We start from the raw sequence: 24,252 nt of genomic DNA, 5'->3' as shown, positions 1-24,252 counted from the left end.
ATGGGGGACCTGACCATGGAGGCCATCGCCGGGCGGCTCGGCGTCTCCGAACGCACCCTGGGCAAGCGCCTGACCAAGCTCAGGGCCAAACTGGGCGTCACCTCCCTGTACGGCCTCGGCCGCACGTGGCAGGAGTTGCGGGACGGCGCCGACGACCGCGCGGAAGCGGCTGCCTCGGACCGATGAGTCCGGGCCGCCGCGGCCGTCCTACCTCCGACCGCACGAGCGAGAAGGTGGACCGTATGAGCAGCCTGCACGACATCCTGGACGCGCACGTCAGCAAGGGCCCGCTGCCCGGCGCGGTGGGCCTGGTGGCCCGCGGCGACCGGGTCGAGGTGAGCGCGGTCGGCTCGGTCGACGTGGAGGGCAGCGCCCCGATCGCCCGGGACTCGATCTTCCGGATCGCCTCGATCAGCAAGCCGATCACCGCCGCCGCGGCGATGCTGCTGGTCGACGACGGCGCGATGGCGCTGGACGACCCGGTGGCGCGCTGGCTGCCGGAGCTGGCCGCGCCGATGGTGGTCCGCACGCCGGAGTCGCCGGTGGACGACGTGGTCCCGGCGGCCCGGCCGATCACCGTGTTCGACCTGCTGACCTTCCAGGCCGGGTACGGCTTCCCGGCCGACTTCTCGCTCCCGGCGGTCGCGCTGCTGTTCGCCGAGCTGATGCAGGGTCCGCCGGAGCCGCAGCAGGTGCTGGCGCCGGACGCCTGGATGGCGGCGCTGGCCCGGATCCCGATGCTGCGTCAGCCGGGCGAGGCCTGGCTCTACAACACCTGCTCCGACATCCTGAGCGTGCTGGTCGCCCGGGTCTCCGGACGCCCGCTGCCCGCGTTCATGGCCGAGCGGCTGTTCGAGCCGCTGGGGATGGCCGACACCGGGTTCCACGTCCCCGCCTCCGAGCGGGGACGGCTGGTCAGCTACTACCAGCCGGACCCGTCCGGCGGGCTGACCCTGCTGGACCCGCCGGACGGGCAGTGGGGCAAGCCGCCCGCCTTCCCTTCCGGCGCGGGCGGCATGGTGTCGACCGTGGACGACTGGTACGCCTTCGCCCGGATGCTGCTGGCCGGGGGGACCGCTCCGGACGGACGGCGGCTGCTGTCGGCCGCGTCGGTGCGGGCGATGACCACGGACCGGCTGACCCGGGCGCAGCGCGAGGCCAGCGACCTGTTCCTGGAGGGCCAGGGCTGGGGGTTCGGCGGTTCGGTCGACGTCGAGGCGGTCGACCCGTGGAGCGTCCCCGGCCGCTACGGCTGGGTCGGCGGCACCGGCACCACCGCCTACCTCACCCCGTCCACCGGCACGGTCGCGCTGATGTTCAGCCAGCAGGCGATGACCGGCCCGGTCGCGCCCCAGCTGATGCGGGACGTCTGGCAGTACGCGGCAACGTTCGGCGAAGGCGGGGACAGCGAGGGCGGGGACGGGGGCGGGGGCGCAGCCGGAGGTCAGGACGCCTGAGCGGCGCCCGCCGATCCCGCTCCGCGCACCACCAGGCTGTCCAGCAGCCGTGCGGTGGCCTCGGCGACGGCTTCCACGGCCTCGTCGAAGGCCTCCTTGTTGTGCGCGGCGGGCGCCCGGAAGCCGGACACCTTCCGCACGTACTGCAGGGCGGCGGCTCTGATGTCCTCGTCCTCCACCTGGGGCGTCACGGGCGGGCGAAGGGTCTTGATGCTCCGGCACATGCCTCCAGTGTGCCGCAGCCGGGCCCGGCCCGGCAGGGTCAGCCGCCCGCGGTGATCCGGGCCAGGTCGTCCGGGGTGAGCGAGGGACGGCCGCTGGGCGCGGTGGGGGAGCGGAAGCCGGCCAGGTGGATGTCGAGGTGCCGCTCCCAGGCGTCCGGGGCCGCCTCGCCGGTGGCGGCGACGATGCCGCGCAGCCCGTAGATGGTGGCCATGACGTCGCCGAGGGTGATGTCCTCGCGGACCCGGCCGAGCCGCTGGGCCTGCGCCAGCAGCTCGGCGATCCGGGCGCGGAGGCGGGCGGCGCAGGCCGCCTTGGTGCGGCCGACCAGCTTGTCGGCGTAGCCGCGGTGCTCGCTGAGCGAGCGGCCGAGCACCCGCAGGAAGGCGTCCAGGCCGGAGCCCTCGCCGCGGGCCAGCTCGCTCTCGGCGGCGGTGACCAGCTCGTCCAGGATCAGCCGGACCAGCTCGTCGATCAGCGCCTCCTTGTTGGGGAAGCGCCGGTAGACCGTCCCCACGCCGACGCCCGCGCGGGAGGCGATGTGCTCCATGCTGGCGTCGGTGCCGAACTCCGACAGCACCTCACGGGCGGCGTCGACGACCAGCTGGTGGTTGCGCACCGCGTCGCGTCGCTGCGGGCGCGGGTCGGCGTGCTGCACGGCCATGGTCGCTCCGTTCAGAGGTCGCGGGGGCGGCGGGGTGGGCGCAACCCGTGGATGCAGTCTAGGGCCGCGGGGCCGCTACTCGGGCTTGTCGCCGATCAGCGTGCCGCCGGCCAGCAGGCCCAGCTCGGCGTGCTCCGGCTCGTCGGCCGGGAGCGAGCCGCCGACCGGGAGCGAGCGCCCGGCGGTCGGGATCAGCAGCGCCGCGACCGCGGCCACCCCCAGCGCCACCGCGAGCATCGCGAAGCCGTTGGTGTAGCCGGACTCCCGCGGCAGCCCGCCGGGGGCGGCGTTGGAGGTGACGATGCTGGCCATCAGGGCCGCGCCGATGGAGCCGCCGATGGTGCGGATGTTGGCGTTCATCCCGCTGGCCACCCCGGTCTGCTCGGCCGGGACGGCCGCCACGATCAGGCTGGACATGGCTGCGAAGGCCAGGCCGAAGCCGACGCCCATGATCGCGGTGGCGAGGTAGAGCTCCCACTGCTGGCTGTGCGCGTAGGCGAGCAGCGCCATCGAGACGCCGCCGACGACGCAGCCGAGCAGGACCACCGTCTTGGCGCCGATCCGGCGGGCCAGGCCGCCCGCGGCCATGCCGATCAGGAACATGGTGACGGTGGAGGGCAGCAGGATCAGCCCGGACCGGGTGATGCTCGCGCCGAAGCCGTAGCCCGCGGCGGCGGGGGTCTGCACGAACTCGGGCAGGAAGGCGAACACCGCGTACATGCCGACCCCGATCAGCAGCGCGACCAGGTTGTTGGTCCACACGGCCGGGCGGCGCATCATCGTCATGTCGATCAGCGGGGTCGCCGAGCGGCGCTCGACCTCGACCCAGCCGACCGCGAGCAGCACGGCCAGCACCAGCAGTCCGATCACCTTGGTCGAGCCCCAGCCCCAGACCGGCGCCTCGCTCAGCGCCAGCAGCAGCGCGACCAGCCAGGCCGAGAGCAGCACGGCCGGCAGCCAGCTGATCCGGCCGGGGGTGCGCGTCGGCGAGGCGGGGACGAGCAGGAAGGCGGCGACGGCGGCGGCGATCGTCATGATCATGGGTAGCCAGAACAGCCAGTGGTAGTCCAGTGCGTTGACGATCGGTCCGGCCAGCACGATGCCGAGACCGGCGCCGACGGCGGTGAGCGAGGCGATGGTGCCGATCGCGCCGTTCAGCTTCTCGCGCGGGAACTCGTCCCTGATGATGCCGAAGGCCAGCGGCAGCACGCCGCCGCCGATGCCCTGGATCGCCCGAGCGATGATCATCACGGTGACGTTGCCGGCGAGGGCGGCGAGCAGGGAGCCCGCCGCCAGGGCTATCAGCGTCGCGGCGAAGACCCGCTCCTTGCCGATCATGTCGCCGATCCGGCCCATGATCGGGGTGAAGATCGACGCCGAGAGCAGGTAGGCGGTGAGCACCCAGGTGACGGTGTTCTGGTTGGTGTGCAGGCTGGCCTGGATGGTCGGCAGGACCGGGGTGACCAGGGACTGGAGCAGCGCGTAGGCGGCGACGCCTGCGGCCAGGACGGCGAAGGTGACCTGGTGGTGGGTGCGCCGGGTTTCGGACGCCATGGAACTCCCTCGATCGGTGCGCAGCGGGGGATCGAAACGGAATACCCATTCCGAAGATCTGATCAGCAGGTTACGGCATCGGAATGACTATTCCGTTTCGTTCGGCGCTTATCGGACCCTTACGCGACGCACATCACATTTCCCTCAGGAGTGGGAGAGTCGAGGGCATGAGCGAAAAGGGCGGGGACGGCGGCGGTGCGGCGCTGCACGGGGCGGTCGGACGGTGGGTGCTGTTCACCACTGTGCTGGGCTCGGCTATGGCGCTGCTCGACGGGACGGCGGTGAACGTCGCGCTGCCGCACATCGGCGCCGATCTGCATGCCTCGCTGGCCGCGCTGCAGTGGACGGTGAGCGCCTACCTGCTCACCCTGGCCGGGCTGATCCTGCTCGGCGGCGCGCTCGGCGACCGCTACGGGCGGCGCCGGGTGTTCCTGGTCGGGGTGGTCTGGTTCGCGCTGGCGTCAGCCGGCTGCGGGCTGGCCCCCGACCCCTGGGTGCTGGTCGCGGCCAGGGCCCTGCAGGGCATCGGCGGGGCGCTGCTGACGCCCGGTTCGCTGGCGCTGATCCAGTCCGCCTTCCGGCGCGAGGACCGCGCGGCGGCGGTCGGGCTGTGGTCCGGGCTCGGCGGGGTGGCCGGGGCGCTGGGCCCGCTGCTCGGCGGCTGGCTGGTCGGCGGTCCCGGCTGGCGCTGGGTGTTCCTGCTCAACCTGCCGATCGCGGTGGCCGTGGTCGCGGTCGGCCTGCGGCACGTCCCGGAGAGCCGGGACGAGAGTGCCACCGGCCGCTTCGACGCGGCCGGGGCCGCGCTGGCGGCGCTGGCGCTGGGCGCGGTCACCGCCGCGCTGACCGGCACCGGGGGAGGGGTGACCGTGCCGGTCGCGGCCGGGCTGCTGGCGGTGCTGGCGGCGGTCGGCTTCGTCCTGACCGAGCGTCGGGCGGCGGTGCCGATGCTGCCGCTCGGGCTGTTCTCCTCACGGGTGTTCACCGTGGTCAACCTGGTCACTGTGCTGATCTACGGGGCGATGGGCGGGGTGCTGTTCTTCCTGGTCCTGGAACTGCAGATCGCCGCCGGGTTCACCCCGCTGCTGGCCGGTCTGGCCACCCTGCCGCTGACCCTGGTCATGCTGGCGCTGTCGCCGTCCGCGGCCCGGCTCGGCGACCGGATCGGGCCGCGGGTCCCGCTCACCGTCGGTCCGCTGCTGGCGGCGGCCGGCATCCTGCTGATGCTGCGGATCGGCCCGCACGCCTCCTACGCCGCGGACGTGCTGCCCGCCGCCACCGTGCTCGGCTTCGGGATGACGCTGCTGGTCGCGCCGCTGACGGCGACCGCGCTGAACGCGGTGGAGGACCGCAGGGCCGGGATCGCCAGCGGGGTCAACAACGCGGCGGCCCGGATCGGCAGCCTGCTGGCGGTGGCCGCGCTGCCGGCGCTGGTCGGCCTGTCCGGCGGGCGCTACCGCTCGCCGGGCGCGGTGGACCGGGCGTTCCACGGCGCGGTGCTGGTCTGCGCCGGGCTGATGGTCGGGGCCGCGCTGCTGACCTGGTTCGAGATCTGCGGCCGCGGTGCCGCGGTGGTGCCGGACGCCGCCGCGGAGGCCGCCTGCCCGGCGCCCAGGGTCTGACCCGCCGTCAGTCCCGGTCGGACACGGTCGCATCGGGGACGGCGGCGCCGGGGACGGTCGTGCCGAGGAAGCAGAGCTTGCGGCGGACCCGGAAGCCCAGCGCCTCGTAGAGCCGGATCGCGTCGGCGTTCTCCAGCGCCGCGTGCAGGAACGGGACGTCGCCGCGGGCCCTGATCCCGACCGCGACCGCGCGGACCAGACGGGCCGCCAGGCCCTGGCCGCGGAAGGCCGGATCGGTGCAGACCGCGCTGATCTCGGTCCAGCCGGGCGGACGCATCCGCTCCCCGGCCATCGCCACCAGCGCGCCGTCCCTGCGGATGCCGAGGTAGGCGCCCATCTCGACGGTGCGCGGCAGGAACGGGCCCGGCCTGGTCCTGGCGACCAGGTCCAGCATCTCCGGGACGTCCGCCGCGGTCAGCGGCACCGCCTCCGGATCGGCCTCGGCCCGCAGCGCCTCGCCGGTCAGCTGCACGCCGGGGATCCGGAACACCTGCTCCCAGTGCTCCGGCGGCGGGGCGGCGTACCCGGCCAGCACCAGCAGGCCGCCGGGACCGACCAGCGCCGCCGCGTCGGCCCAGTCCGCGGAGTCCGGCGCGGACGGCACCCCGGCGAAGGGCGACATGTCGACCGGGTAGCGCAGCACCCGGCCGCGGCGCTCGGCGAACCGGGCCTGCGGGCCGGCCTCCAGGGCGGCCAGCGCCGGATTGTCCAGGGGATGCGGCCCTGCTCCGCCCACTGCGCCACCTCTGTTCGACCAGGTCCGCCGGGCAGTCGCCCGGTCGCACGACAGTATGTTTCGGCGGCGCGCCGGGGCAAACCGGGGGTTGCGGAACAGGGCCTCTCGAACAACAGCACGGCGTACGGAGGTTAGACGCAGTCCACTCGGGAAGTTGCTTCTGCAGAATGCTTACTGGGACGTGCGGAGGAGGTGGCGGCGATGGATGGACCCACGCTGTCCCGGCGCGAACTGCAGATGCTGGCGGGGATCGAGGAGCGGCTGCGGGCCGACGCGGAACTCGACCGGCGGCTGCGCACCATGAAGCTGCACCGGGCCCGCCATCTGTGGCACGTCGTGCGCGCTGAACGGGAGATCACCATCCTGGTGCTGCTCGCCTCGGCCGGGGTGCTGCTGGCGGTCGGCGTCCCGGCGGTCCGGCCCGCCTCCGCCGTGGTGGCGGGCGGACTGGTGCTGCTGATCCTGGCCGGGGCGGTGGCCGTGTCCGGCCCGCTGCTGCTGGCCCGCCGCCGCCGGCCCAGCCACGCCGCCCCCTCCTGGGAGGAGGCGGCCTGACGGCGGAGCAGCGGGGGCCGGGGCAGGGCAGCCGGGGTCAGGGCAGCTGCTTCTCGACCGCGATCCTGCCCTCCTCGGCCAGTCGGCGCCGGGCCCACTCCAGCGTCGCCGGGGTGACGTCCCGCCCGCTGGCCAGGACCAGGTCCTCGGCCGACACCTCCCCCTCGGCGCCGGTGTGCAGCAGCCGGTCCGGGGTGACCTCGTCCGGGGTCGGGGTGCGCACCGCGTCGGACGCCTGGCCGCCCGCCGCCGCGCCGCCCGCCGCGCCGTCGCCGTAGCGGCGCTGGAACTTGGCGATCTCGCCCTGCGGGTCCACCGTCCTGGCCCGGCCGGTGTGGAACGGGTGGCTCTCCGCCGAGATCTCCACGTCCACCACCGGGTAGGTGTTGCCGTCGTCCCAGGCGATGGTCTGCTCGCTGGTCGCGGTCGAGTGGGTGAGGAACGCGTAGCCCGCGGAGCGGTCCCGGAAGACCACGGGGCCGTACTCGGGGTGCTTCTCCTGTCGCATGCGTGCTCTCCTTGCCTCCGTGGTGGACGGTTCGCCGGTTTTCCCTCCCCGAACCGGTATATCCCAGGGCCGCCGATCACGCTTGCCCCCACCGGTCCGGACGGGATCAGCGAGCCGGGTCGCCGCGCAGCTGCCGCAGGGTCCAGCCGCGGCCGTCCGGGCCCAGGCCGCGGGTGGCGGCGGTGAGGACCTCGGCGGCGCGGCGGTAGGAGAGCCGGGCGCGGCCGGTCAGCGGACAGAGGTCGGCCGGGGCGGTGCCGGCCGGGGCCCGGCGGCCGGTCAGGAAGACCGGGCCCGAGGTCCGGCCGGACAGCAGCAGGGCCAGCAGCCGCCCGGTGTGCGGCTGCCAGTGCAGGTCGAGGCCGCTGCGGCGGTGGGTGCGGCGGCGGGCGAGGTCCAGATCGGCGATGTCCAGGGCGAGCGCGCGTTCGACCGGGGCCCGGGTGTCGTGCAGGAAGTGCCACAGCGCCTGTTCGCGCAGCGGCGCGCGGAGCGCCAGCACAGCCCGGATGCCGTCGCTGTCCGGGCGCGGCGGCGGCAGCGGAGGCGGCACCGCTGCCGTCGGCGGCGGCAGCGCGGGCAGCGGGTCGCCGTCGAGCCAGCCCTGTGCGCGCCACCAGGTGTGCGCACTGCGGAGGATGGACCACTCCCGGCTGAGCGTGCGCGGGTCCGCGTCGGCGGCGCGCTCCGCGCGGGCGGCCGGCAGCCGGGCGCGTACGGCGGGGTCGTCCAGTCGGTGCAGCGGGACGACCGGCGGCTCGGCCCGGCGGCGGTCCGGGCCGACCGGGGCGGTCCGGCCGACCAACGGCCAGGCCCAGCCGCGGAGCGCGATCCGGTAGACCCGGCGGGAGCCGGGCGCCAGCCCGGCCGCGTCGAGATAACGGTCCACGGCGACGGCGTACTCGACCGGCTGACTCATCTGCTCCCCGCAGTAAACATCGACGTCAGATGCCTTGGGTCAGTCAATTTACTGCGGTTGAGCGCCCGTGTCGAGAAATTGACCCGTCCGGACTCAACTTTATCGGCGGAACCCGTTGTGCGACCCGCGCGGACCGATGCAGTCTGCTGTCCGTGACCCTTCGTGCGCACCGCCTGTCCGTCCTCGGCCGCCCCGACTTCCGCCGCTTCTTCACCGGCTACGCGACCTCGCTGCTCGGCTCGGCGATGTCCGGGGTCGCCCTCGCCTTCGCGGTGCTGGCGACCGGCGGCGGCGGGACCGCCCTCGGCGCGGTGATGGCGGCCCGGATCCTGCCGCTGGTGCTGTTGCTACTGCTCGGCGGGGTGGCGACGGACCGGCTCGGCAGCCGGGCGGTGATGCTGGTCGCGGACGTGCTGCGCTGCTCGGCCCAGGCCGCCTTCGCCGTGGTCCTGCTGACCGGGCGCCCCGGGCTCGCGGTGATGCTGCTGCTGGCGGCGCTCGGCGGGATCGGGGAGGGACTGTTCACCCCGGCGCTGTCCGCGCTGATCCCCACCCTGTCGCCGCCGGAGGACCTGGCCCAGGCCAACTCGCTGCTGCAGATCGCCCGTTCCGGTGCCACCGTGGCCGGACCCGCGCTGGCCGGGCTGCTGGCCGGGCTGGTCGGCCCGGCGCCGGTGCTGGCCGTGGACGCGGCGAGCTACGCGGTCAGCGTGCTGGCGCTGAGCGGGCTGCCGACGGTGCGTCAGCACAGCGGCGAGGCTGCAGGTCCGTCCCTGGCGGGGGAGCTGCGGGCGGGCTGGTCGCTGTTCCGCGGGCAGACCTGGCTCTGGGTCACCACCCTGCACGTCGGCCTGTTCAACCTGCTGGTCTGGGCGCCGTTCCTGGTGCTGGGCCCGGTGCTGGCCAGGGACCGGCTCGGCGGCGCGGGGGCCTGGGGCGCGGTGATGGCCTGCTACGGGACCGGCGCCGTCGCGGGCGGCCTGCTGCTGCTCCGGCGCAGGCCGGGCCGGCCGCTGCTGGTCGCCGCGGTCGCCTCGCTGTGCTGGGCGCTGCCCTCCGCGGCACTGGCGCTGGGGCTGCCGGCGGCGGCGGTGTGCGTCGGCGCCGCGGTGGCCGGTGTCGGCTCCTCGGTCAACGGGGTACTGGGCGGCACGGTGATCCAGCAGCGCGTCCCGGCGGAGTACCGGGGCCGGATCGGCGCCTACACCACGCTGGGCGCGTTCGTGCTGGGACCGCTCGGCCTGGCCGCGGCCGGCCCGCTGGCCTCGGCCGTCGGCGCCACCGTGGTGCTCGGCTGCGGCGCGCTCTGGCTGCCGGTCGCGGTCGCGGCGGTGGTCGCCGTCCCGGAGGTGCGCGCGCCGGACCGGGGGACGGTGCCGGGGGCGCGGTCGCCGCGCCGGGACCGGAGCCGCCGGATAGGTTGACCGGACCAACGGTGACGGCGGGGAGGCAGCGGTGTGCTGGAGTTCCACGGCTGACCTGGTGGCGGGCGGGACCGTGGCCGGGCTCGGCGTCGCGGCGCTGACGCAGGTCCGCCGGGTCCGCCAACTGCCGCTGGCCGCGCTGCCGCTGCTGCTGGGGGTGCACCAGCTGATCGAGGCCCTGGTCTGGTGGGGCGAGGAGGGCCGGATCGGGGCGGGCACCGCGGGCGCGGCCCGGGTGGCCTGGGCGGTGATCGCCTATCCGCTGCTGCCCGCGCTGGTCCCGCTCGGGGTGCTGCTGGTCGCGCCGCCCGCCCGGCGGGCGCTGCCGGCCGTGTTCCTGACGGTGGGCCTGGCCAGTTCGGCGGTGCTGGCCTACGCGGTGGCCTCGGGCCCGGTCACCGCCGCCGTGGACGGGCACACCCTCCGCTACGGCGTGGGCGTCCCGCACGGCACGCTGGTGGGCGCGGGCTACCTGCTGGCCACGGTCGGCGCACTGCTCGCCAGTGGCCAACGGGACATCAGGACCCTCGGCCTGGTCTGCGGAGCCGGTGCGGCCGTGTGCCTGACGCTGTGGCAGACCGCGTTCGTCTCCACCTGGTGCGCGCTGGCGGCGCTGAGCAGCGTGTTCGTGCTGCGCTGGCTGGTCAGGGCGCGGGGGTGGCCGTCCGGACCGGCCGACGGGGCCGATCGGGGTGCGGCGTCCCCCGTCCGGTCGGTCCTGCCTGGCGGTGACGGTCCATCGGCGGTGTGATCGGAGCCAGAGGCTTTGTTCAGGGATGGGTGAGGGAGGAACGCGTGGCCCGGTTTCGATCCAGTGCCGCCATCGACCTCGGTGCGGCGACGCTGCGGCTGCGCCGGGGCACGGACGCCCCGGTCTCCGAGATGGTGGCCCGCGCCGTGCTCGACGAGGACGGCTCGGTGTTCGCCATGGGCGACGACGCGCTGGTGATGGAGGGGCGCACCTGGGGTGCGCTGAGGATGTGCCGCCCCACCGCGGGCGGAACGGTCGCCGACCAGCAGGTGGCCCAGCTGATGCTGCGTCATATGCTGCGGGACACCGGCCGCGGCCGGTACAGCTACGGCGGCCGGATGGGGGTCTGCGTCTCGGCGGCGGTCACCGACCTGGGCGTGGCCGCGCTGAAGCAGCTCTGCCGGGACGCCGGGTTCACCGACGTCCGGCTGGTGCCGCAGGCGCTGGCGGCGGCGGTCGGCTCGGGGATCCCGGTGGACACCCCGTACGCCACCGTGATCGTCGACCTGGGCGCCGAGCACACCAGTGCGGCGCTGCTGGTCTGCGGGCGGGTGATCGCCTCCCGGTCCACCCGGTTCGGCGGGGACGCGCTGGACCAGCTGGTCGCCCGCTACCTGCGCGAGGTGCACCAGCTGGTGGTCAGCTCGGCGGCGGCCCAGCAGGTGAAGATCGCGCTGAGCCGGACCCGTGGCGACGACGGCGCCGACGGCGGCGTCAGCAGCGCGGGCACGGTGACGCTGCGCGGGCAGAACGCGGCGACCGGACGGCCGCGCGGTCTGGCGCTGCCGGTCGAGGAACTGCACGAGCTGCTGCTGCCGCGCGCGGTGGCGGCGGTCTGCGACCAGGTCACCGCGGTGCTGGCGGGCTGCCCGGTGGAGATGTCCGCGGACATCTTCGACCGCGGCCTGGTGCTCACCGGCGGTGGCGCCAAGCTCCGCGGCCTGGCCGACGCGATCCGCGCGGAGGTGGACCTGCCGGTGCACTTCGCGGACGAGTGCGAGCACGCGGCGGTGCTGGGCACCCAGCGGCTGATGCGGGACAACTGGGCCGGTCTGGACCGCGCCGCGCTCCGGGCCACCACGCTGTCGCTGACCGGCGCGGAGCCGGACGTGGAGGTGACGGCGGTGGAGGTCGCCCCGGAACCGGTGTGACCCCGCCGTCGAACGAGCAGGAGAGAGCCGCCATGACGACGATGTCCGGTCCCGCCCCGGCGCGTTCCGGGGCGGGACGGCCGGAGCGGTCCGCCGGGGTGGGCCGGTCCGCGGTGGGGCGGCTGGCACCGGCGGACGCTCGGGCGCTGTCCAAGCCGATGTTCCGGCGGCTGGCGGAACTGGAGCCGGGCTCGTACGAGTACCACTACGTGCGGGACACCCTGGTCGAGCTGAACCTCGCGCTGGTGAAGTTCGCCGCCGCGCGCTTCCGTGGTCGCAGCGAGCCGATGGAGGACATCGTCCAGGTCGGCATGATCGGGCTGATCAAGGCCATCGACCGGTTCGACGTCGACCGCGAGTGCGAGTTCCCGACCTTCGCGATGCCGACCGTGCTGGGCGAGATCCGCCGGTTCTTCCGGGACACCAGCTGGACCGTCCATGTGCCGCGGCGGCTGCAGGAGCTGCGGCTGCGGCTGGCGAAGGCCGGGGACGAGCTGTCCCAGGAGCTGGGCCGCCCGGCCACCGACCGGGAGCTGGCCGCCCGGCTCGGCCTCACCGAGGAGGAGGTCCGCGAGGGCGTGCTCGCGGCCAACGCCTACACCGTGGGCTCGCTGGACGCGCACACCCAGGACGACGGCGAGGACGGGCACGCCATCCTGGAGCGCCGGGGCGAGCCGGACCCGGCGCTGGCCGCGGTGGACGACCTGGCCACGCTCAAGCCGCTGATGGACACCCTCTCGCAGCGCGAGCGGGACATCATCCGGCTGCGCTTCGGCGCGGACCTGACCCAGTCCCAGATCGGCGCGGAGCTGGGGATCTCGCAGATGCACGTGTCCCGGCTGCTGGCCCGCGCGCTGGGGCGGCTGCGCGAGCACCTGCTGCTGGAGGAATGAGCGGCGGCCGGGCGGTTGTTGCCAGCAGCTGTCGGGGGAACCGAGGGACACGAGGTCAGGAGACACCATGGGTGCGGAGCTTTCGGCGGCGACGGTCGCGCGGTCCGGCACGTTCAGGCTGGGCGGTGACCGCGAGGTCACCCGGCTGGGGTACGGCACGATGCAGCTCACCGGTCCCGGCGTCTGGGGCGACCCGCGCGACCCGGACGAGGCGGTACGGGTGCTGCGGCGCGCCGTCGAGCTGGGGGTGAACCTGCTCGACACGGCCGACTCCTACGGGCCGGTCGTCGCCGAGCCGCTGATCAGGAAGGCGCTGCACCCCTACGCCGACGACCTGGTGATCGCCACCAAGGCCGGGCTGACCCGCTCGGGACCGAACGACTGGCGGCCGGTCGGCCGTCCCGAGTACCTGCGCCAGCAGGCCGAGATGAGCCTGCGCCACCTGGGCGTGGAACGGATCGGGCTGTTCCAGCTGCACCGGATCGACCCCGAGGTGCCGCTGGCCGACCAGGTCGGCGAGCTGAAGCTGCTGCGGGACGAGGGCAAGATCGCGCACATCGGACTGTCCGAGGTGGACGTCGACCAGCTGCGGGCCGCGGCGGAGATCGCGCCGATCGTCTCGGTGCAGAACCGCTACAACCTCACCGACTGCGCCGCGGAGCCGCTGCTGGAGTACGCCGAGCAGCACGGCATCGGCTTCATCCCCTGGTTCCCGCTGGCCACCGGCGCCCTGGCGGAGCAGGACGGGCCGCTGCGGGACATCGCCGCGCGGCTGGACGCCACCCCGTCCCAGGTGGCGCTGGCCTGGCTGCTGCACCGCTCGCCGGTGATGCTGCCGATCCCCGGCACCTCCAGCGTCGCCCACCTGGAGGACAACCTGGCCGCGGCCGGGCTCGCGCTGTCCGACAAGGATCTGGCCGAGCTGACCGCGGTGGCGGGGAGCTGACCGGCTGCCGGGGCCTGCCCGCCGGCTCAGTCCGCGAAGCGCTTCTGCAGGCGCAGGAAGCCCGCGGAGACCACGACCACGATCACGAATCCGATCAGCGCCAACGCCGTCGCCAGGCCCATCGACTGGGCGGTGGTGCCGAAGCCGCCGAAGCCGGTGCGGTAGAAGAGGGTGCCGAGCACGTCGGTGGAGTAGTTCGGGCCGGCCTGCGAGCCCTCCATGATGTAGATCAGGTCGAAGGTGCCGAAGGCCCCGATGAAGTTCATCGTGGTGACCATCAGGATGGTCGGCCGGATCGCCGGGATCAGCACCGACCACAGGGTGCGGAACCGGCCCGCGCCGTCCAGCGCGGCGGCGTGCAGCAGGTCCTGCGGGACGTCGCTGAGCGAGGCGAGGAACAGCAGCACCGGGAAGCCCATCCCGGCCCAGGCGGTGATCACCGCGATGGTCGGCAGGGCGAGCGTGCCGGAGCCCAGGAAGGGCGCGGCGAGCGCGTTCAGGTGCAGGGCCTGCAGGATGGTGTAGAGGACTCCGCTGTTGGGCTCCAGGTAGACCGTCCAGACGTAGGCGACGGCCACCGGCGGCAGGGTGAACGGCAGCATCATGACCACCGAGTAGCGGCGTGACGCCTTCTCGCTCTGCAGCAGCAGGGTGTAGGCGAGGCCGATGCCGAAGACCAGGGTGAGCACCATGGAGACGGCGAAGAAGTACAGGTTGTGCCCGACGGCCCGCCAGAACTGCGGGGCGAACTGCGGGTCGAAGAGGGTGTAGGTGTAGTTGCGCAGGCCGATGAAGTCGTCGAGCGGGCCGGTGCCGTTCCAGTTGTAGAAGCTGTACCGCACGCCGGAGAGCAGCGGGTAGACGACGAACAGCCCGAACAGCGCGAAGGCGGGCGCCACCAGCCCGGCGAGCACGAGGCGCTGGCGGCGGCCGGCCCGGCGGGCCGGCGACCCGCCGGGGGGTGCGGTGGTGGGGTCCATGGCGGGTCGCTCCCGGTGGTGGTCGAGGGTCTCGGCGGGCGGAGGGGTCACTGCTTGCCGAAGTACCAGCCGAGGGTGGTGTCGATGGTGGCCGCCGCCTGCTGCGGGCTCACCTTGCCCTCCAGCAGCGGAACGGCGACGTTCTGCTCGGCGGTGAAGATGCCGGGGGTGGTGGCCGCGGTCTTCTTCTTGATGTCGGACGGGCTCACCGGCGGGGTGTCCATCGGGGAGCGGATGCCGAAGACCGGGTTGACGCTCTGGTTCTGGTACCAGTGCTCGGCCTGCACGCTCAGCGGGTACTTGGCCGGCACCTGCACCCCGGCGATCGGCGAGATCTCCCCGGCGGTCTGTGAGAACGCGTCGCCGAAGGCCTTGGTCGCGGTGAACGCGACGACCTGCTCCGCGGCCTTCGCGGTCGCGGCGTCGGAGACGTGGGCGTTGAGCGAGATGTCGCCGTCCATGTACCAGTCGAGGCGCGGCTGCTTGCCGTCCGGCGAGGGCACCAGCATCTGGCCGTAGTCCAGCGAGGGGTTGACCTGGTTGATGGTCGCGGTGTCGAAGATGCCGTCGATGATGAAGGCGGTCTTGCCCAGCGCGAACGCGGTCTCCTGCTCGTTCCCGGCGGAGCCGGTGGCCTGCCAGTTCTTCTCCAGGTAGGGCGCGAACTGCTGGAAGGCGGTCAGCGTCTGCACGAACTGCGGGTCGCTGTAGGTGCTCTGCTTGGCGGTGATGGCCTGGGCGGTGGAGTCGTCCAGGGTGGAGGCGCCGACGGCGTCGATCTGCAGGGCCAGCAGCCACTGCTGGACGCCCATCACATACATCGGGGTGACCCCCTTGGACTTCAACTGCCCCATCGCCGCGAGCAGTCCGGCCCAGGTCTGCGGGACCGCCACCCCGTGGTCGGCGAGGATCTTCTTGTTGTAGAAGAGGCCCATGGTCTGCACCGCGAACGGCACGCCGTAGGTCTTGCCCTGGTACTGGGCTCCGGCGAGGGCGGCCTTGCTGATCGCGGAGGTGTCCACCTTCCCGTCGATCGCGGCCGTCATCCCCGCCGCCGCGTACTTGTCGGTGCCCTCGCCGGCCCGGTCGTAGAAGACGTCGGGGCCCGCGCCGCCGTTCATCGCGGTCTGCAGCACCGAGTCGTAGGACGTCGGGCTGATCGCACGGAAGTTGATCCGGACCTTGACGCCCTGCCGGGCCAGGTCGTCCTGGACCGTCTTCCACACCGGGGCGTCCTGCGCGCGCCAGGACCAGACGCTGACGGTGGGTTCGCCGGCCGAGGCGCCGGAGGCGCCGCAGCCGGTGAGCCCGGTCATGGCGGCGGTGACCGTGCCGGAGAGCAGGAGCACCGCGGTGCGACGACGACGGCGGGCCGGGGCGGCAGGGGTGTGGGACATGGGCAAGCGCTCCTTACGGGGGAGGGAGACCGAAGGGTGACGGCACGTCAGGGCTTCGCGCGGGGTCACATCTTGACGCCGCCGCTGATCAGCCCGCGCCGGAACTGCCGTGCCACCAGGGTGAATCCGATGATGGTCGGCAGCGAGATGATGACCAGCCCGGCCAGCAGCAGCTGCCAGGCCGTGCTGTGCTCGCCGACGAAGGAGAGGATGCCGACCGCCACCGTCATGTTCTGCGGGTCCTGGATCAGCAGCAGCGGCAGGAAGAACTCCTTCCAGGCCGTCAGGAACTGGAAGACGGCCACGATGCCGAGCGCCGGGCGCACCAGCGGCAGCACCACGTGCCAGTAGATCCGCAGCGGGCCCGCGCCGTCGATCACCGCGGCCTCCTGCAGCTCGAACGGGATCGAGCGCATGTAGGTGACCAGGATGAAGACGCTGTACGAGGTGCCGCCGGAGGCGAAGACCAGGATCAGCGCGGGCAGGGTGTCCAGCAGGTGGAGGTTCTCGATCAGGATGAACACCGGCAGTGCGACGATCTGGATCGGCAGGGCCAGGCCCGAGACGAAGAACAGGTACAGCAGCTGGTTGCCGCGGAACCGGTAGCGCGCGATGACGAACGCGGCCAGCGAGGCGACCACCAGGATCACCGCGATGGTCGCTCCGGCCACGATCGTGGTGTTGAACAGGAACCGGCCGAGGTCGCCCTCGCTCCAGGACTGCGTGTAGTTCTCCAGGTGCACCCTGGTCGGCGGCGCGAGCGGGGTGCCCAGGATCCCGGGGATGTCCTTGACCGAGAGGTAGACCACGAACAGCAGCGGCAGCAGGACCACCGCGGAGGCGAGTACCAGCACGGTGTGGCCGATGACCGGCGCGGCGGCGTGCCCCCGCTTCGCCGACCGGGCTTGGTGCTTGACGGCGGGCATGACGCGGCTCCTTCCGTTGGCAGGTGCACTCCAGGCGCTCCGGAATGTCGGAAGGTTACCCACCGAAGGAAAATTACGTCAATGGTTTACAAACGTTGGGCGTCGGCCCGGCCGCGAGGCGCGGTGCACCGGGCCGGGTGAGAATGGGCCCATGCTGCTGGAGCAGGTCGCCGCCACCTCCCGGGCCACCGCGGCCGAGCCGGCCCGCAACGCCAAGGTGGCGCTGCTGGCCGAGCTGCTGCGCGGGCTCGACCCGGTGGACCTGCCCGCCGCGGTCGCGCTGCTGTCCGGCGAGTCCCGGCGGATGCGGGTCGGCGTCGGCTACGCCGCGCTGCGCGACCTGCCGCCGCCCGCCGAGCGGGCCACCCTCGGCATCGCCTCGACCGAGCAGGCGCTGCGCGAACTCGCCGCGGTCCAGGGCGCCGGTTCGCAGGCCGAGCGCAAGCGCCGGCTGGCCGACCTGTTCGGCCGGGCCACCGCCGACGAGCAGGCGTTCCTGCGGGCCGTGCTGGGCGGCGAGCTGCGCCAGGGCGCACTGGACGCGGTGATGGGCGACGCCGTCGCCAAGGCCGCGGGCGTGCCGCTGGCGGAGGTGCGCCGGGCGCTGATGTTCCGCGGCTCGGCCGCCGCCGTGGCCGCCGCCGCGATGGAGGGCGGGGCCGCCGCGCTGCGCGCCTTCGGGCTGGAGGTCGGACGGCCGGTGCGGCCGATGCTGGCGGCGTCCGCGCCGAACGTCGCCGCCGCGCTCGACAAGGTCCGCCCGGCCGCGCTGGAGTGGAAGCTGGACGGGATCAGGGTCCAGGTGCACCGCGACGGCGACCGGGTCGGCGTGTTCACCCGCAGCCTGGACGACATCACGGCCAGGGTGCCCGAGGTGGTGGAGGCGGCGCTGGCGCTGCCGCTGCGCTCGGCTGTGCTGGACGGCGAGGTGATCGCGCTGGGCCCGGACCGGCGTCCGCGCCCGTTCCAGGAGACCGCCGCCCGCACCGCCTCCCGGCAGGACATCGCCGAGCTGCGCGCCCGGGTGCCGCTGAGCGTCTTCTTCTTCGACCTGCTGCACCTGGACGGCGCCGACCTGCTCGACCTCCCCGGCGAGCGGCGGACCGAGGCGCTGGCCGCGCTGCTGCCGCCGGAGCTGCGGGTCCCGCGCCTGGTCAGCGCGGACGACGGGGCCGCGCTGGCGTTCTTCAGGGAGGCCCTGGCGCAGGGCCACGAGGGCGTGGTGGTGAAGGACCCGCAGGCCCGCTACGCGGCCGGGCGGCGCGGGGCGGGCTGGATCAAGGTCAAGCCCCGGCACACACTGGACCTGGTGGTCCTGGCCGTCGAGTGGGGCAGCGGACGCCGCGAGGGCCTGCTCAGCAACCTGCACCTGGGTGCGCGCGGGGACGGCGCGGAGGGGCTGGGCGAGTGGGTGATGCTGGGCAAGACCTTCAAGGGCCTGACCGACGAGATGCTCGCCTTCCAGACCCGTGAGCTGCTGGCCCGGGAGGTGGACCGGGACAGCTGGGTGGTGCGGGTCCGCCCCGAGCTGGTGGTGGAGGTGGCCTTCGACGGGGTCCAGCGCAGCCCCCGCTACCCGTCCGGGCTCACCCTGCGCTTCGCCCGGGTGCTGCGCTACCGCGACGACAAGGGGCCGGAGCAGGCCGACACCATCGCCGCGGTCCGCGAGCTGGCCGCCGAGGAGGGGCTCTGACCCGGCGGGTCGGGCGGGTCCGGTCGGGGTGCGTACCGGGGGCACCACGGGGAACGTATGTCCCATGAGCGACATTCCGAACGAGCACCACGCGCCGCACGACGCGCACATCGTGGTCCGGCCCCCGGTGATGACCGAGCGACCGCCGTACCGCCGGGTCGAGATCCTCGGCACGGTGGTGGGCAAGGCCTACAACGTCGAGGACGTGACCGAGTTCGCCCGCAGGGCCGGGCTGGAGGACGTCGACCTGGCCAACACCGACGCGGTGCGCTGGGAGGGCGGCGGGCCCGGCTTCTGGGGGACCGACACCGGCGTCTGAGCCGGGGCCGGCCCCCTTCGGCCGCGGCGGTCAGCCCTTGGCCAGGGCCCGGCGCAGCTCGTCCGAGTTCAGCCGGGGGCCGTAGGCGGGCTTGTCCCGGTCGAAGCGGCGGCCCTCGACCAGCGGGCCCGCGTCCACCACGTCGAAGCCGAACTCCTCGATCAGGTCGGTGACCAGCTGCTTGGCCTCGGCGTCGTCGCCCGCGATCGGGAGCGCCCGGCGGTCCGGGCTGCCGGCCGGGGAGGCGTGTTCGAGGATGTGCGCGGCCTGGATGTTGTTGAAGGCCTTGACCACCCGGGAGTCCGGCAGCTGGGCCGCGAGCAGCCCGCTCACCGTGGCCCGGCCGCTGTCGATCTCCTCGTAGTGGCCGTCCCGCTCGAAGTAGTAGTTGTTGGTGTCGATGACCACCTTGCCCGCGAGCGGTTCGGCCGGAACCCGCTGGTAGGCCTTGAACGGGACGGTCACCACCACCAGGTCGCCGTCCGCGCCGGCCTCGGCCGGGGTCGCCGCCCGCGCCTTGGGGCCGAGCTCGGCGACGAGGTCGGCCAGGGTCTCCGGGCCGCGCGAGTTGCTGAGCACCACGCTGTGGCCGTGCGCGATCGCCTGCCGGGCGACGGCCTGGCCGATGTTGCCGCTGCCGATGAGTCCGATGGTTGCCATGGGATCTGCCTCCGGTGTGTCAGATGGCCGCTTCGATGAGCGTACGGGCGAGTTCGGCCGAGGAGCCCGGGTTCTGCCCGGTGTGCAGGTTGCGGTCGGTGACGGTGTGTCCGGCGAACGGCGTGCCCTCGACGTAGTCCGCGCCCAGCTCCTGCAACCGGTCCTGGAGCAGCCACTTCGCCCGGTCGGCGAACCCGGCCGCGCGCTCCTCGGCGTTGCTGAAGCCGGTCATCCGGTAGCCCGCGAACGGCCAGCCGCCGTCCTCGCGGCGGGCGGCGAGCAGCGCGGCCGGTGCGTGGCAGAGCACGCCGAGCGGCTTTCCGGAGTCGAGCACCCGGGTCAGCAGCCGCCCGGAGGCCTCGTTGACGGCGAGGTCCTCCATCGGGCCGTGGCCGCCGGGGTAGAACACGAGGTCGAAGTGGTCCGGGTCGACCTTCTCCAGCGCCTGCGGCTCCTCCAGTTCGAAGCGGATCGACTCCAGGTAGCCGGTGATCGCGTCGGCCCGCTCCTGGCCGCCGTTGGCCTGCGCGGTCAGACTGCCCGGGTCCGCGGTGGGGACCACGCCGCCGGGGGTCGCCACGGTGACGTCGAAGTCGGCGGCGCGGAAGATCCGGTGCGGCTCGGCCAGCTCCTCGGCCCAGTAGCCGGTGGGGTGGGTCGTGCCGTCAGCGAGGGTCCAGGCGGTGGCGCCGGTGACAACGAAGAGGACGGAGGTCATGTCGCTGCTCTCTCTTCTCTCGATCGTTTCCCCCATCATGCCCCGGGGCCCGGTCCGACCCGGCCGGACGCGCGGTGGCGTCCGGGCCGGGCCGTCCGCACTCCGTGAGGTGGGGGCCAACAGCAGGTGAACAGTGGCGTCGAACAGGTTTCGACGGGCGGCGGCGGGTAGCTGGCGGGCATGACCGCCACCCTCCCCTCCACGCTCGGCGCGGCAGCCGGGCCCCGCCCGCCGCAGGCCCGAAGGCTGCGGCGGGCGGTCGCCGCCTGGCTGCCCAGCGCGGTTGCGCTCACGCTGGGGCTGCTCGGACTGACCTCCCCCTCGCTGTGGCGGGACGAGGCGGTCAGCTACACCGTCGCGCAGGAGTCGGTCGGCCAGATCCAGCAGCTCACCAGGACCGTCGACGCGGTGCACGAGGTGTACTACCTGCTGGTCCACCTGGTGTTCCTGGTCGGCACGCCGAGCCCGGGGCTGCTGCGGGCCCCCTCGGTGCTGGCCGTCGCCGCGACCGCCTGGTTCGTCGCCGCGACGCTGCGGCGGCTGGCCGGGCCGCGGGCCGGGCTGCTGGCCGGACTGTCCTGGGCCTGCGTGCCGCTGGTGAGCCGGTACGCCCAGGAGGGGCGCTCGTACGCGCTGGTCTCGCTCGCCGTGGCCGCAGCTGTGTACCTGCTGCTGCGCGGGGTCGAGGCGGGCGAGGCGGGGCGCCGTACGGCCTGGTGGTGGAGCGGGTACGCGGTCGCGGTGGCGGTGGCCGGGGCGCTCAATGTGATGGCGCTGCTGAGCCTTCCGGCGTTCGCGGTGACCGTGGCGCTGTGGCGGCCCGGGTGGGCCGCGGCGCTGCGCTGGGCCGCGGCGAGTGTGCTGGGCGCCCTGGCGGTGCTTCCGGTGGCGCTGCGGTCGGCCGGTCAGACCAACGCGGTGGACTGGCTGTCGGCTCCGACCTGGCGCACCCCGTTCGCGCTGGCCGCGGACTTCGCCGGGGGGCGGGCCGCGCTGCCGCTGGTGCTGGTGGCGGTGCTGCTGGTCGCGCTGCGGCGGTCGCCGGGCGGTCGGTCGGGCGGTTCGCCGGGTCGGCGGCGGGGGCCGGTCGCGCTGGCCGTGCCGCTGTTGCTGCTGCCGCCCGGGGTGCTGCTGCTGGTGTCGTTGCAGCACTCGTTCTACCAGCCGCGCTATGTGCTCTACGCGCTGATCGGACTGAGCTTCCTGATCGGCGCCGGCTGGGACGCGGCGGCCCGCAGGCTGCCGGTCCGCCCCGAGCCGGCCGCGGTCGCCGCGCTGGCGGCGGTGGCGGCCACGGCCGCCCTCGGCATCCCGGCCCAGCTGCAACTGCGTCAGTCGGACGGGCACGGCTCGGACGCGCGAGCGCTGGCCGAGGCCGTCGCCGTCCGGGCCCGTCCCGGCGACGCCGTGGTGTTCGCCTCGCTGCCGGCCCGCTCGATCGCCTTCGCCTATCCGCGGGACTTCGCCGGGACCGCCGACGTCGCGCTGCTCAGCGCCTTCAACCCGCTGAAGCCGGACGGCCTGGAGCGGCCCCCCGCCGCGACGGCGGCCCTGCTGGGCCGGTACGCCCGGGTCTGGTACGTCTACAGCGGCCACCGCAACCTGCGGACCGGCACCCGCGACCAGGTCCTGCTGCAGGCCGTGAGCGGCACCCGGCGGCTGGCCGGAACCTGGAGCGCGGACGGGCAGAGCGTGCAGCTGTTCACCCGCTGACGGCGTCTCGCCGGCGTCAGCCGCGCCGCCGCTCGACGACTCCGCGGACGAACGCGGCCTGGCCGACGTGCTGGAGGTCGTCCGCGATCACGCTCACCAGGCGGACGCCCAGGGTGACCGGCGGCTGCCAGCCCTCGTCCACCACCCGGTCCAGGTCGGCCACGTCCAGGGTGGCCAGGTAGTCGAGGGTCCTGGCCAGGACCGCGGCGTGGTACTCGGCCAGCAGCTCGGCCGGGACGCCCTGGAAGGCGGCCACGTCCGCGTCCGACTGGCCGTAGCCGTGGGCCCCGGCCGGGTAGGGGAGGTCGAAGCGCTTCTGCCAGCCGTCCGCGAGCCACAGCTGCGGGGTGCCGGCCACCCCGGCCACATGGTCGTCCTGGATCCGGGTGAGGTGCCAGACCAGCCAGCCGATCGGGTTGGCCGCGGGGTCCAGCCGGACCGTCAGTTCCTCGGGGCTCAGGCCGTCGAGGACCTGGTCGACCAGCTCCCCGATCCGTCCGAAGGCGTCGGCGAGGGGTGCGATGGTGGGTGAGGTCATCCTCTGGGTGTTCCCAGCGGCGGCGGCCTCCTCTCTGTGATCTGGGTCACATGCCTGACTGGTGTACTGTGACGGCGTCGCAGTCGTCGCAGAACGCGTTTCGAGGAGGTGGGACCCATTACCGCTGTAGCAGGCCGGGTGCTCTCGCCCCGCGGTGCGTGTGCCACGACCGCGCGGTCCCGCCGACACGGTTGACCGGAGAGCGCCCCCAGGCGTTCCGAGAGGTCACTCATTTGTCCGCGTCACCGCCCCTCCTTTCCCTCCCCGCCATCGTCACCCGGCTGCGCGCCGCAGGCTGCGTCTTCGCCGAGGACGAGGCGGAACTGCTGCTCTCCGCCGCCGACACGCCCGAGCGGCTGGCCGCCATGGTCGAGCGGCGGGTCGTCGGCCTGCCGCTGGAGCACGTGCTCGGCTGGGCCGAGTTCTGCGGTCTGCGGATCGCCGTGGACCCCGGCGTCTTCGTCCCCCGCCGCCGCACCGAGTTCCTGATCCGCGAGGCCGTCGCGCTGGCCCGGCCCGGCGCGGTCGTGGTCGACCTCTGCTGCGGCAGCGGCGCGATGGGCGTCGCGGTCGCCTCCGCGCTCTCCGCCACCGGGCGGGTGGAACTGCACGCCGCCGACGTCGAACCGGCGGCGGTGCGCTGCGCCCGACGGAACGTCAGCCCGCTCGGCGGGCGGGTCCACCAGGGCGACCTGTACCGCGCGCTGCCGGGCGCGCTGCGCGGCCGGGTCGGCATACTGCTCGCCAATGCGCCCTACGTCCCCACCGACGAGATCGGCCTGCTGCCGCCCGAGGCCCGCGAGTACGAGCCGCTGGTCGCGCTGGACGGCGGCGCGGACGGCCTCGACGTCCAGCGCAGGGTCGCTGCCGGGGCCGCGGACTGGCTCGCGCCCGGCGGGCACCTGCTGATGGAGACCAGCGAGCGTCAGGCCCCGCACACCGCCGAGGCGTTCGCCCGCGGCGGGCTCACTCCGCGGGTCGTCGGCGACGACGAGCTGTACGCGACCGTGGTCATCGGGGTGCGGGAGTGAGGGGTACCGCGGGCGTGAGGGGTACCCGGGCGTGAGGGGTACCGCGGGCGGCCGTTGCCGTTAGCATCTCGGCCATGTCGTCCATACGCGGGGCCGCCCCCGTCGTCGCCGGTCTGCTGTGCTGTCTGCTGCTCGCCGGCTGCGGGTCGGCCGGGTCCTCCGGCGGGGTCGCGGTCGGCGCCGGTCCGGCGGCCGGGGCGGTGGGCACCGCGGTCGCGGTCCCGGCGCCGAGCGGCGGGTCGGGCACGGCCGGTCCGTCCGCGAGTCGCAGCGCCACCGCGAGTGCCGGCGCCGGCGGCGCGGCGAAGCCGAAGCAGTCGGCCGCGGTGCTGCCGCGGGCCGGGAACCCGGGTGGCGGCGCGGCCGTCCCGGCAGCGGCGCGGGCGGTCGACAGCTCGCACCCGGATCGGGTCATCGGCCATGGCACGGCGGCGAGTTGCACCTCGGCGGCAGTGGTGGCCGCGGTCGCGGCCGGGGGCGTGATCACCTTCTCCTGCGGGCCGGACCCGGTGGTGATCACCATGACCGCCACCGCCAAGGTCCGCAACGCCTCCGCGCGGGTGGTCCTGGACGGCGGCGGCAAGGTCACCCTCAGCGGCGGCGGGCAGCGCCGCATTCTCTACCAGGACACCTGCGACCAGGCGCAGGGCTGGACCACCTCGCACTGCCAGGACCAGAGCACCCCGCAGCTCACGGTGCAGAACCTGACCTTCGCGGACGGCAACTCCACCGGGGACACCGCCGAGGGCGGCGGCTGTCAGCGACGGCGCTTTTCCCCTACTTCGGGCGGTTGCTGTCGGCGTAATTCCCCACCCTGACGGCGGTCGGTTCCCCAGGGGGATCCCGGTCGTCGGCAGGGGCCGGTCTACTCCCGG

General features: G+C 74.2%; 25 protein-coding genes and 1 pseudogene. 14 read left to right on the top strand and 12 right to left on the bottom strand.

What is annotated here, in order from left to right; all coding sequences use genetic code 11:
- Entirely contained in the window at positions 1-186 is a 186-nt protein-coding gene (locus ACEZDE_RS22670) for a hypothetical protein (protein ID WP_380538700.1), read from the top strand.
- Positions 187-242: 56 nt separating this feature from the next.
- Positions 243-1,457: a serine hydrolase domain-containing protein gene (locus ACEZDE_RS22665; RefSeq protein WP_380538698.1), complete on the top strand. Its 1,215-nt coding sequence runs from the start codon at positions 243-245 to the stop codon at positions 1,455-1,457.
- Here the strand turns inward: ACEZDE_RS22665 and ACEZDE_RS22660 are convergent.
- The 3 genes from ACEZDE_RS22660 to ACEZDE_RS22650 form a co-directional block, all read right to left on the bottom strand.
- The gene (locus ACEZDE_RS22660) at positions 1,445-1,681 is read right to left on the bottom strand and encodes a DUF2277 domain-containing protein (RefSeq protein WP_380538696.1); all 237 of its coding nucleotides are present in this window, start codon (positions 1,679-1,681) and stop codon (positions 1,445-1,447) included. The two genes, ACEZDE_RS22665 and ACEZDE_RS22660, sit on opposite strands and share 13 nt — an antisense overlap.
- A 38-nt stretch (positions 1,682-1,719) precedes the next feature.
- Entirely contained in the window at positions 1,720-2,343 is a 624-nt protein-coding gene (locus ACEZDE_RS22655) for a TetR/AcrR family transcriptional regulator (RefSeq protein ID WP_380538694.1), read from the bottom strand.
- Positions 2,344-2,418: 75 nt separating this feature from the next.
- Positions 2,419-3,897 (bottom strand): MFS transporter, encoded by a 1,479-nt coding sequence (locus tag ACEZDE_RS22650; protein ID WP_380538692.1) that lies wholly within the window; start codon positions 3,895-3,897, stop codon positions 2,419-2,421.
- 167 nt (positions 3,898-4,064) lie between these two features.
- Here ACEZDE_RS22650 and ACEZDE_RS22645 point away from each other — a divergent pair, with 167 nt between their 5' ends.
- Complete coding sequence (locus ACEZDE_RS22645; protein WP_380538690.1) at positions 4,065-5,519, top strand: MFS transporter; 1,455 nt, start codon at positions 4,065-4,067, stop codon at positions 5,517-5,519.
- 7 nt (positions 5,520-5,526) lie between these two features.
- On the opposite strand, the gene ACEZDE_RS22640 is transcribed toward ACEZDE_RS22645, so the two are convergent.
- Positions 5,527-6,255: a GNAT family N-acetyltransferase gene (locus tag ACEZDE_RS22640; RefSeq protein WP_380538688.1), complete on the bottom strand. Its 729-nt coding sequence runs from the start codon at positions 6,253-6,255 to the stop codon at positions 5,527-5,529.
- 201 nt (positions 6,256-6,456) lie between these two features.
- Between ACEZDE_RS22640 and ACEZDE_RS22635 the strand changes: the two genes are divergently transcribed.
- The gene (locus ACEZDE_RS22635) at positions 6,457-6,810 is read left to right on the top strand and encodes a hypothetical protein (RefSeq protein ID WP_380538686.1); all 354 of its coding nucleotides are present in this window, start codon (positions 6,457-6,459) and stop codon (positions 6,808-6,810) included.
- Between the two features lie 247 nt (positions 6,811-7,057).
- Here the strand turns inward: ACEZDE_RS22635 and ACEZDE_RS22630 are convergent.
- Together ACEZDE_RS22630 and ACEZDE_RS22625 are read right to left on the bottom strand one after the other, a co-directional pair.
- A pseudogene (locus ACEZDE_RS22630) lies at positions 7,058-7,318 on the bottom strand (type B 50S ribosomal protein L31); the annotation flags it as partial.
- A 106-nt stretch (positions 7,319-7,424) separates the two neighbouring features.
- Positions 7,425-8,237 carry a hypothetical protein gene (locus ACEZDE_RS22625; protein WP_380538684.1) on the bottom strand — a complete coding sequence of 271 codons (813 nt, stop codon included), beginning with the start codon at positions 8,235-8,237 and terminating at the stop codon, positions 7,425-7,427.
- 152 nt (positions 8,238-8,389) lie between these two features.
- Between ACEZDE_RS22625 and ACEZDE_RS22620 the strand changes: the two genes are divergently transcribed.
- The 5 genes from ACEZDE_RS22620 to ACEZDE_RS22600 all read left to right on the top strand — a co-directional run bounded on the left by ACEZDE_RS22620 (position 8,390) and on the right by ACEZDE_RS22600 (position 13,402).
- The gene (locus ACEZDE_RS22620; RefSeq protein WP_380538682.1) at positions 8,390-9,661 is read left to right on the top strand and encodes an MFS transporter; all 1,272 of its coding nucleotides are present in this window, start codon (positions 8,390-8,392) and stop codon (positions 9,659-9,661) included.
- Positions 9,662-9,692: 31 nt separating this feature from the next.
- The gene (locus ACEZDE_RS22615) at positions 9,693-10,412 is read left to right on the top strand and encodes a DUF6629 family protein (protein WP_380538680.1); all 720 of its coding nucleotides are present in this window, start codon (positions 9,693-9,695) and stop codon (positions 10,410-10,412) included.
- 44 nt (positions 10,413-10,456) lie between these two features.
- Positions 10,457-11,563 carry a rod shape-determining protein gene (locus ACEZDE_RS22610; RefSeq protein WP_380538678.1) on the top strand — a complete coding sequence of 369 codons (1,107 nt, stop codon included), beginning with the start codon at positions 10,457-10,459 and terminating at the stop codon, positions 11,561-11,563.
- A gap of 32 nt (positions 11,564-11,595) precedes the next feature.
- Positions 11,596-12,456, top strand: coding sequence for a SigB/SigF/SigG family RNA polymerase sigma factor (locus ACEZDE_RS22605; RefSeq protein WP_380538676.1), 861 nt, complete (start codon positions 11,596-11,598; stop codon positions 12,454-12,456).
- A 67-nt stretch (positions 12,457-12,523) separates the two neighbouring features.
- Positions 12,524-13,402 (top strand): aldo/keto reductase, encoded by an 879-nt coding sequence (locus tag ACEZDE_RS22600; RefSeq protein WP_380538674.1) that lies wholly within the window; start codon positions 12,524-12,526, stop codon positions 13,400-13,402.
- 26 nt (positions 13,403-13,428) lie between these two features.
- Here the strand turns inward: ACEZDE_RS22600 and ACEZDE_RS22595 are convergent, their stop codons facing one another.
- The 3 genes from ACEZDE_RS22595 to ACEZDE_RS22585 all read right to left on the bottom strand — a co-directional run bounded on the left by ACEZDE_RS22595 (position 13,429) and on the right by ACEZDE_RS22585 (position 16,705).
- Positions 13,429-14,382 carry a carbohydrate ABC transporter permease gene (locus ACEZDE_RS22595; protein WP_380538672.1) on the bottom strand — a complete coding sequence of 318 codons (954 nt, stop codon included), beginning with the start codon at positions 14,380-14,382 and terminating at the stop codon, positions 13,429-13,431.
- 47 nt (positions 14,383-14,429) lie between these two features.
- A complete protein-coding gene (locus tag ACEZDE_RS22590) occupies positions 14,430-15,779 on the bottom strand; it encodes an ABC transporter substrate-binding protein (RefSeq protein WP_380538670.1) in 1,350 nt (449 codons plus the stop codon).
- Between the two features lie 65 nt (positions 15,780-15,844).
- On the bottom strand, positions 15,845-16,705 hold the full coding sequence (locus ACEZDE_RS22585; RefSeq protein ID WP_380538668.1) for a carbohydrate ABC transporter permease: 861 nt from the start codon (positions 16,703-16,705) through the stop codon (positions 15,845-15,847).
- Between the two features lie 151 nt (positions 16,706-16,856).
- Here ACEZDE_RS22585 and ACEZDE_RS22580 point away from each other — a divergent pair, with 151 nt between their 5' ends.
- On the top strand, positions 16,857-18,398 hold the full coding sequence (locus tag ACEZDE_RS22580) for an ATP-dependent DNA ligase (protein WP_380538666.1): 1,542 nt from the start codon (positions 16,857-16,859) through the stop codon (positions 18,396-18,398).
- A gap of 64 nt (positions 18,399-18,462) precedes the next feature.
- Positions 18,463-18,717 carry a hypothetical protein gene (locus ACEZDE_RS22575; RefSeq protein ID WP_380538664.1) on the top strand — a complete coding sequence of 85 codons (255 nt, stop codon included), beginning with the start codon at positions 18,463-18,465 and terminating at the stop codon, positions 18,715-18,717.
- Between the two features lie 30 nt (positions 18,718-18,747).
- Here the strand turns inward: ACEZDE_RS22575 and ACEZDE_RS22570 are convergent, their stop codons facing one another.
- Both ACEZDE_RS22570 and ACEZDE_RS22565 read right to left on the bottom strand, forming a co-directional pair.
- A complete protein-coding gene (locus tag ACEZDE_RS22570) occupies positions 18,748-19,377 on the bottom strand; it encodes an NADPH-dependent F420 reductase (protein ID WP_380538662.1) in 630 nt (209 codons plus the stop codon).
- A 19-nt stretch (positions 19,378-19,396) separates the two neighbouring features.
- The gene (locus tag ACEZDE_RS22565) at positions 19,397-20,095 is read right to left on the bottom strand and encodes a type 1 glutamine amidotransferase domain-containing protein (protein WP_380538660.1); all 699 of its coding nucleotides are present in this window, start codon (positions 20,093-20,095) and stop codon (positions 19,397-19,399) included.
- A gap of 180 nt (positions 20,096-20,275) precedes the next feature.
- Between ACEZDE_RS22565 and ACEZDE_RS22560 the strand changes: the two genes are divergently transcribed.
- Positions 20,276-21,808, top strand: coding sequence for a glycosyltransferase family 39 protein (locus tag ACEZDE_RS22560; RefSeq protein WP_380538658.1), 1,533 nt, complete (start codon positions 20,276-20,278; stop codon positions 21,806-21,808).
- A 16-nt stretch (positions 21,809-21,824) separates the two neighbouring features.
- On the opposite strand, the gene ACEZDE_RS22555 is transcribed toward ACEZDE_RS22560, so the two are convergent.
- The gene (locus ACEZDE_RS22555) at positions 21,825-22,346 is read right to left on the bottom strand and encodes a mycothiol transferase (RefSeq protein WP_380538656.1); all 522 of its coding nucleotides are present in this window, start codon (positions 22,344-22,346) and stop codon (positions 21,825-21,827) included.
- Between the two features lie 233 nt (positions 22,347-22,579).
- Between ACEZDE_RS22555 and ACEZDE_RS22550 the strand changes: the two genes are divergently transcribed.
- On the top strand, positions 22,580-23,377 hold the full coding sequence (locus ACEZDE_RS22550) for a putative protein N(5)-glutamine methyltransferase (protein WP_380538654.1): 798 nt from the start codon (positions 22,580-22,582) through the stop codon (positions 23,375-23,377).
- A 74-nt stretch (positions 23,378-23,451) separates the two neighbouring features.
- The gene (locus tag ACEZDE_RS22545) at positions 23,452-24,195 is read left to right on the top strand and encodes a hypothetical protein (RefSeq protein WP_380538652.1); all 744 of its coding nucleotides are present in this window, start codon (positions 23,452-23,454) and stop codon (positions 24,193-24,195) included.
- The last annotated feature ends 57 nt before the right edge of the window (positions 24,196-24,252 follow it).

The sequence above is a fragment of the Streptacidiphilus cavernicola genome (genome assembly GCF_042510955.1).
GTDB classification, from domain to species: Bacteria; Actinomycetota; Actinomycetes; order Streptomycetales; family Streptomycetaceae; genus Streptacidiphilus; species Streptacidiphilus cavernicola.
Note: the sequence above shows the minus strand (reverse complement) of the source record. Positions and strands in the feature narration are given on the sequence as shown.

Bases quoted from the DNA above. Each gene is read 5' to 3' on its own strand.
- ACEZDE_RS22555 (WP_380538656.1), bottom strand. From the start codon at position 22,346: ATGACCTCACCCACCATCGCACCCCTCGCCGACGCCTTCGGACGGATC.
- ACEZDE_RS22580 (WP_380538666.1), top strand. From the start codon at position 16,857: ATGCTGCTGGAGCAGGTCGCCGCCACCTCCCGGGCCACCGCGGCCGAG.
- ACEZDE_RS22545 (WP_380538652.1), top strand. From the start codon at position 23,452: ATGTCGTCCATACGCGGGGCCGCCCCCGTCGTCGCCGGTCTGCTGTGC.
- ACEZDE_RS22560 (WP_380538658.1), top strand. From the start codon at position 20,276: ATGACCGCCACCCTCCCCTCCACGCTCGGCGCGGCAGCCGGGCCCCGC.
- ACEZDE_RS22590 (WP_380538670.1), bottom strand. From the start codon at position 15,779: ATGTCCCACACCCCTGCCGCCCCGGCCCGCCGTCGTCGTCGCACCGCG.
- ACEZDE_RS22635 (WP_380538686.1), top strand. From the start codon at position 6,457: ATGGATGGACCCACGCTGTCCCGGCGCGAACTGCAGATGCTGGCGGGG.
- ACEZDE_RS22605 (WP_380538676.1), top strand. From the start codon at position 11,596: ATGACGACGATGTCCGGTCCCGCCCCGGCGCGTTCCGGGGCGGGACGG.
- ACEZDE_RS22600 (WP_380538674.1), top strand. From the start codon at position 12,524: ATGGGTGCGGAGCTTTCGGCGGCGACGGTCGCGCGGTCCGGCACGTTC.
- ACEZDE_RS22650 (WP_380538692.1), bottom strand. From the start codon at position 3,897: ATGGCGTCCGAAACCCGGCGCACCCACCACCAGGTCACCTTCGCCGTC.
- ACEZDE_RS22660 (WP_380538696.1), bottom strand. From the start codon at position 1,681: ATGTGCCGGAGCATCAAGACCCTTCGCCCGCCCGTGACGCCCCAGGTG.
- ACEZDE_RS22565 (WP_380538660.1), bottom strand. From the start codon at position 20,095: ATGACCTCCGTCCTCTTCGTTGTCACCGGCGCCACCGCCTGGACCCTC.
- ACEZDE_RS22670 (WP_380538700.1), top strand. From the start codon at position 1: ATGGGGGACCTGACCATGGAGGCCATCGCCGGGCGGCTCGGCGTCTCC.
- ACEZDE_RS22595 (WP_380538672.1), bottom strand. From the start codon at position 14,382: ATGGACCCCACCACCGCACCCCCCGGCGGGTCGCCGGCCCGCCGGGCC.
- ACEZDE_RS22655 (WP_380538694.1), bottom strand. From the start codon at position 2,343: ATGGCCGTGCAGCACGCCGACCCGCGCCCGCAGCGACGCGACGCGGTG.
- ACEZDE_RS22570 (WP_380538662.1), bottom strand. From the start codon at position 19,377: ATGGCAACCATCGGACTCATCGGCAGCGGCAACATCGGCCAGGCCGTC.
- ACEZDE_RS22585 (WP_380538668.1), bottom strand. From the start codon at position 16,705: ATGCCCGCCGTCAAGCACCAAGCCCGGTCGGCGAAGCGGGGGCACGCC.
- ACEZDE_RS22575 (WP_380538664.1), top strand. From the start codon at position 18,463: ATGAGCGACATTCCGAACGAGCACCACGCGCCGCACGACGCGCACATC.
- ACEZDE_RS22645 (WP_380538690.1), top strand. From the start codon at position 4,065: ATGAGCGAAAAGGGCGGGGACGGCGGCGGTGCGGCGCTGCACGGGGCG.
- ACEZDE_RS22625 (WP_380538684.1), bottom strand. From the start codon at position 8,237: ATGAGTCAGCCGGTCGAGTACGCCGTCGCCGTGGACCGTTATCTCGAC.
- ACEZDE_RS22665 (WP_380538698.1), top strand. From the start codon at position 243: ATGAGCAGCCTGCACGACATCCTGGACGCGCACGTCAGCAAGGGCCCG.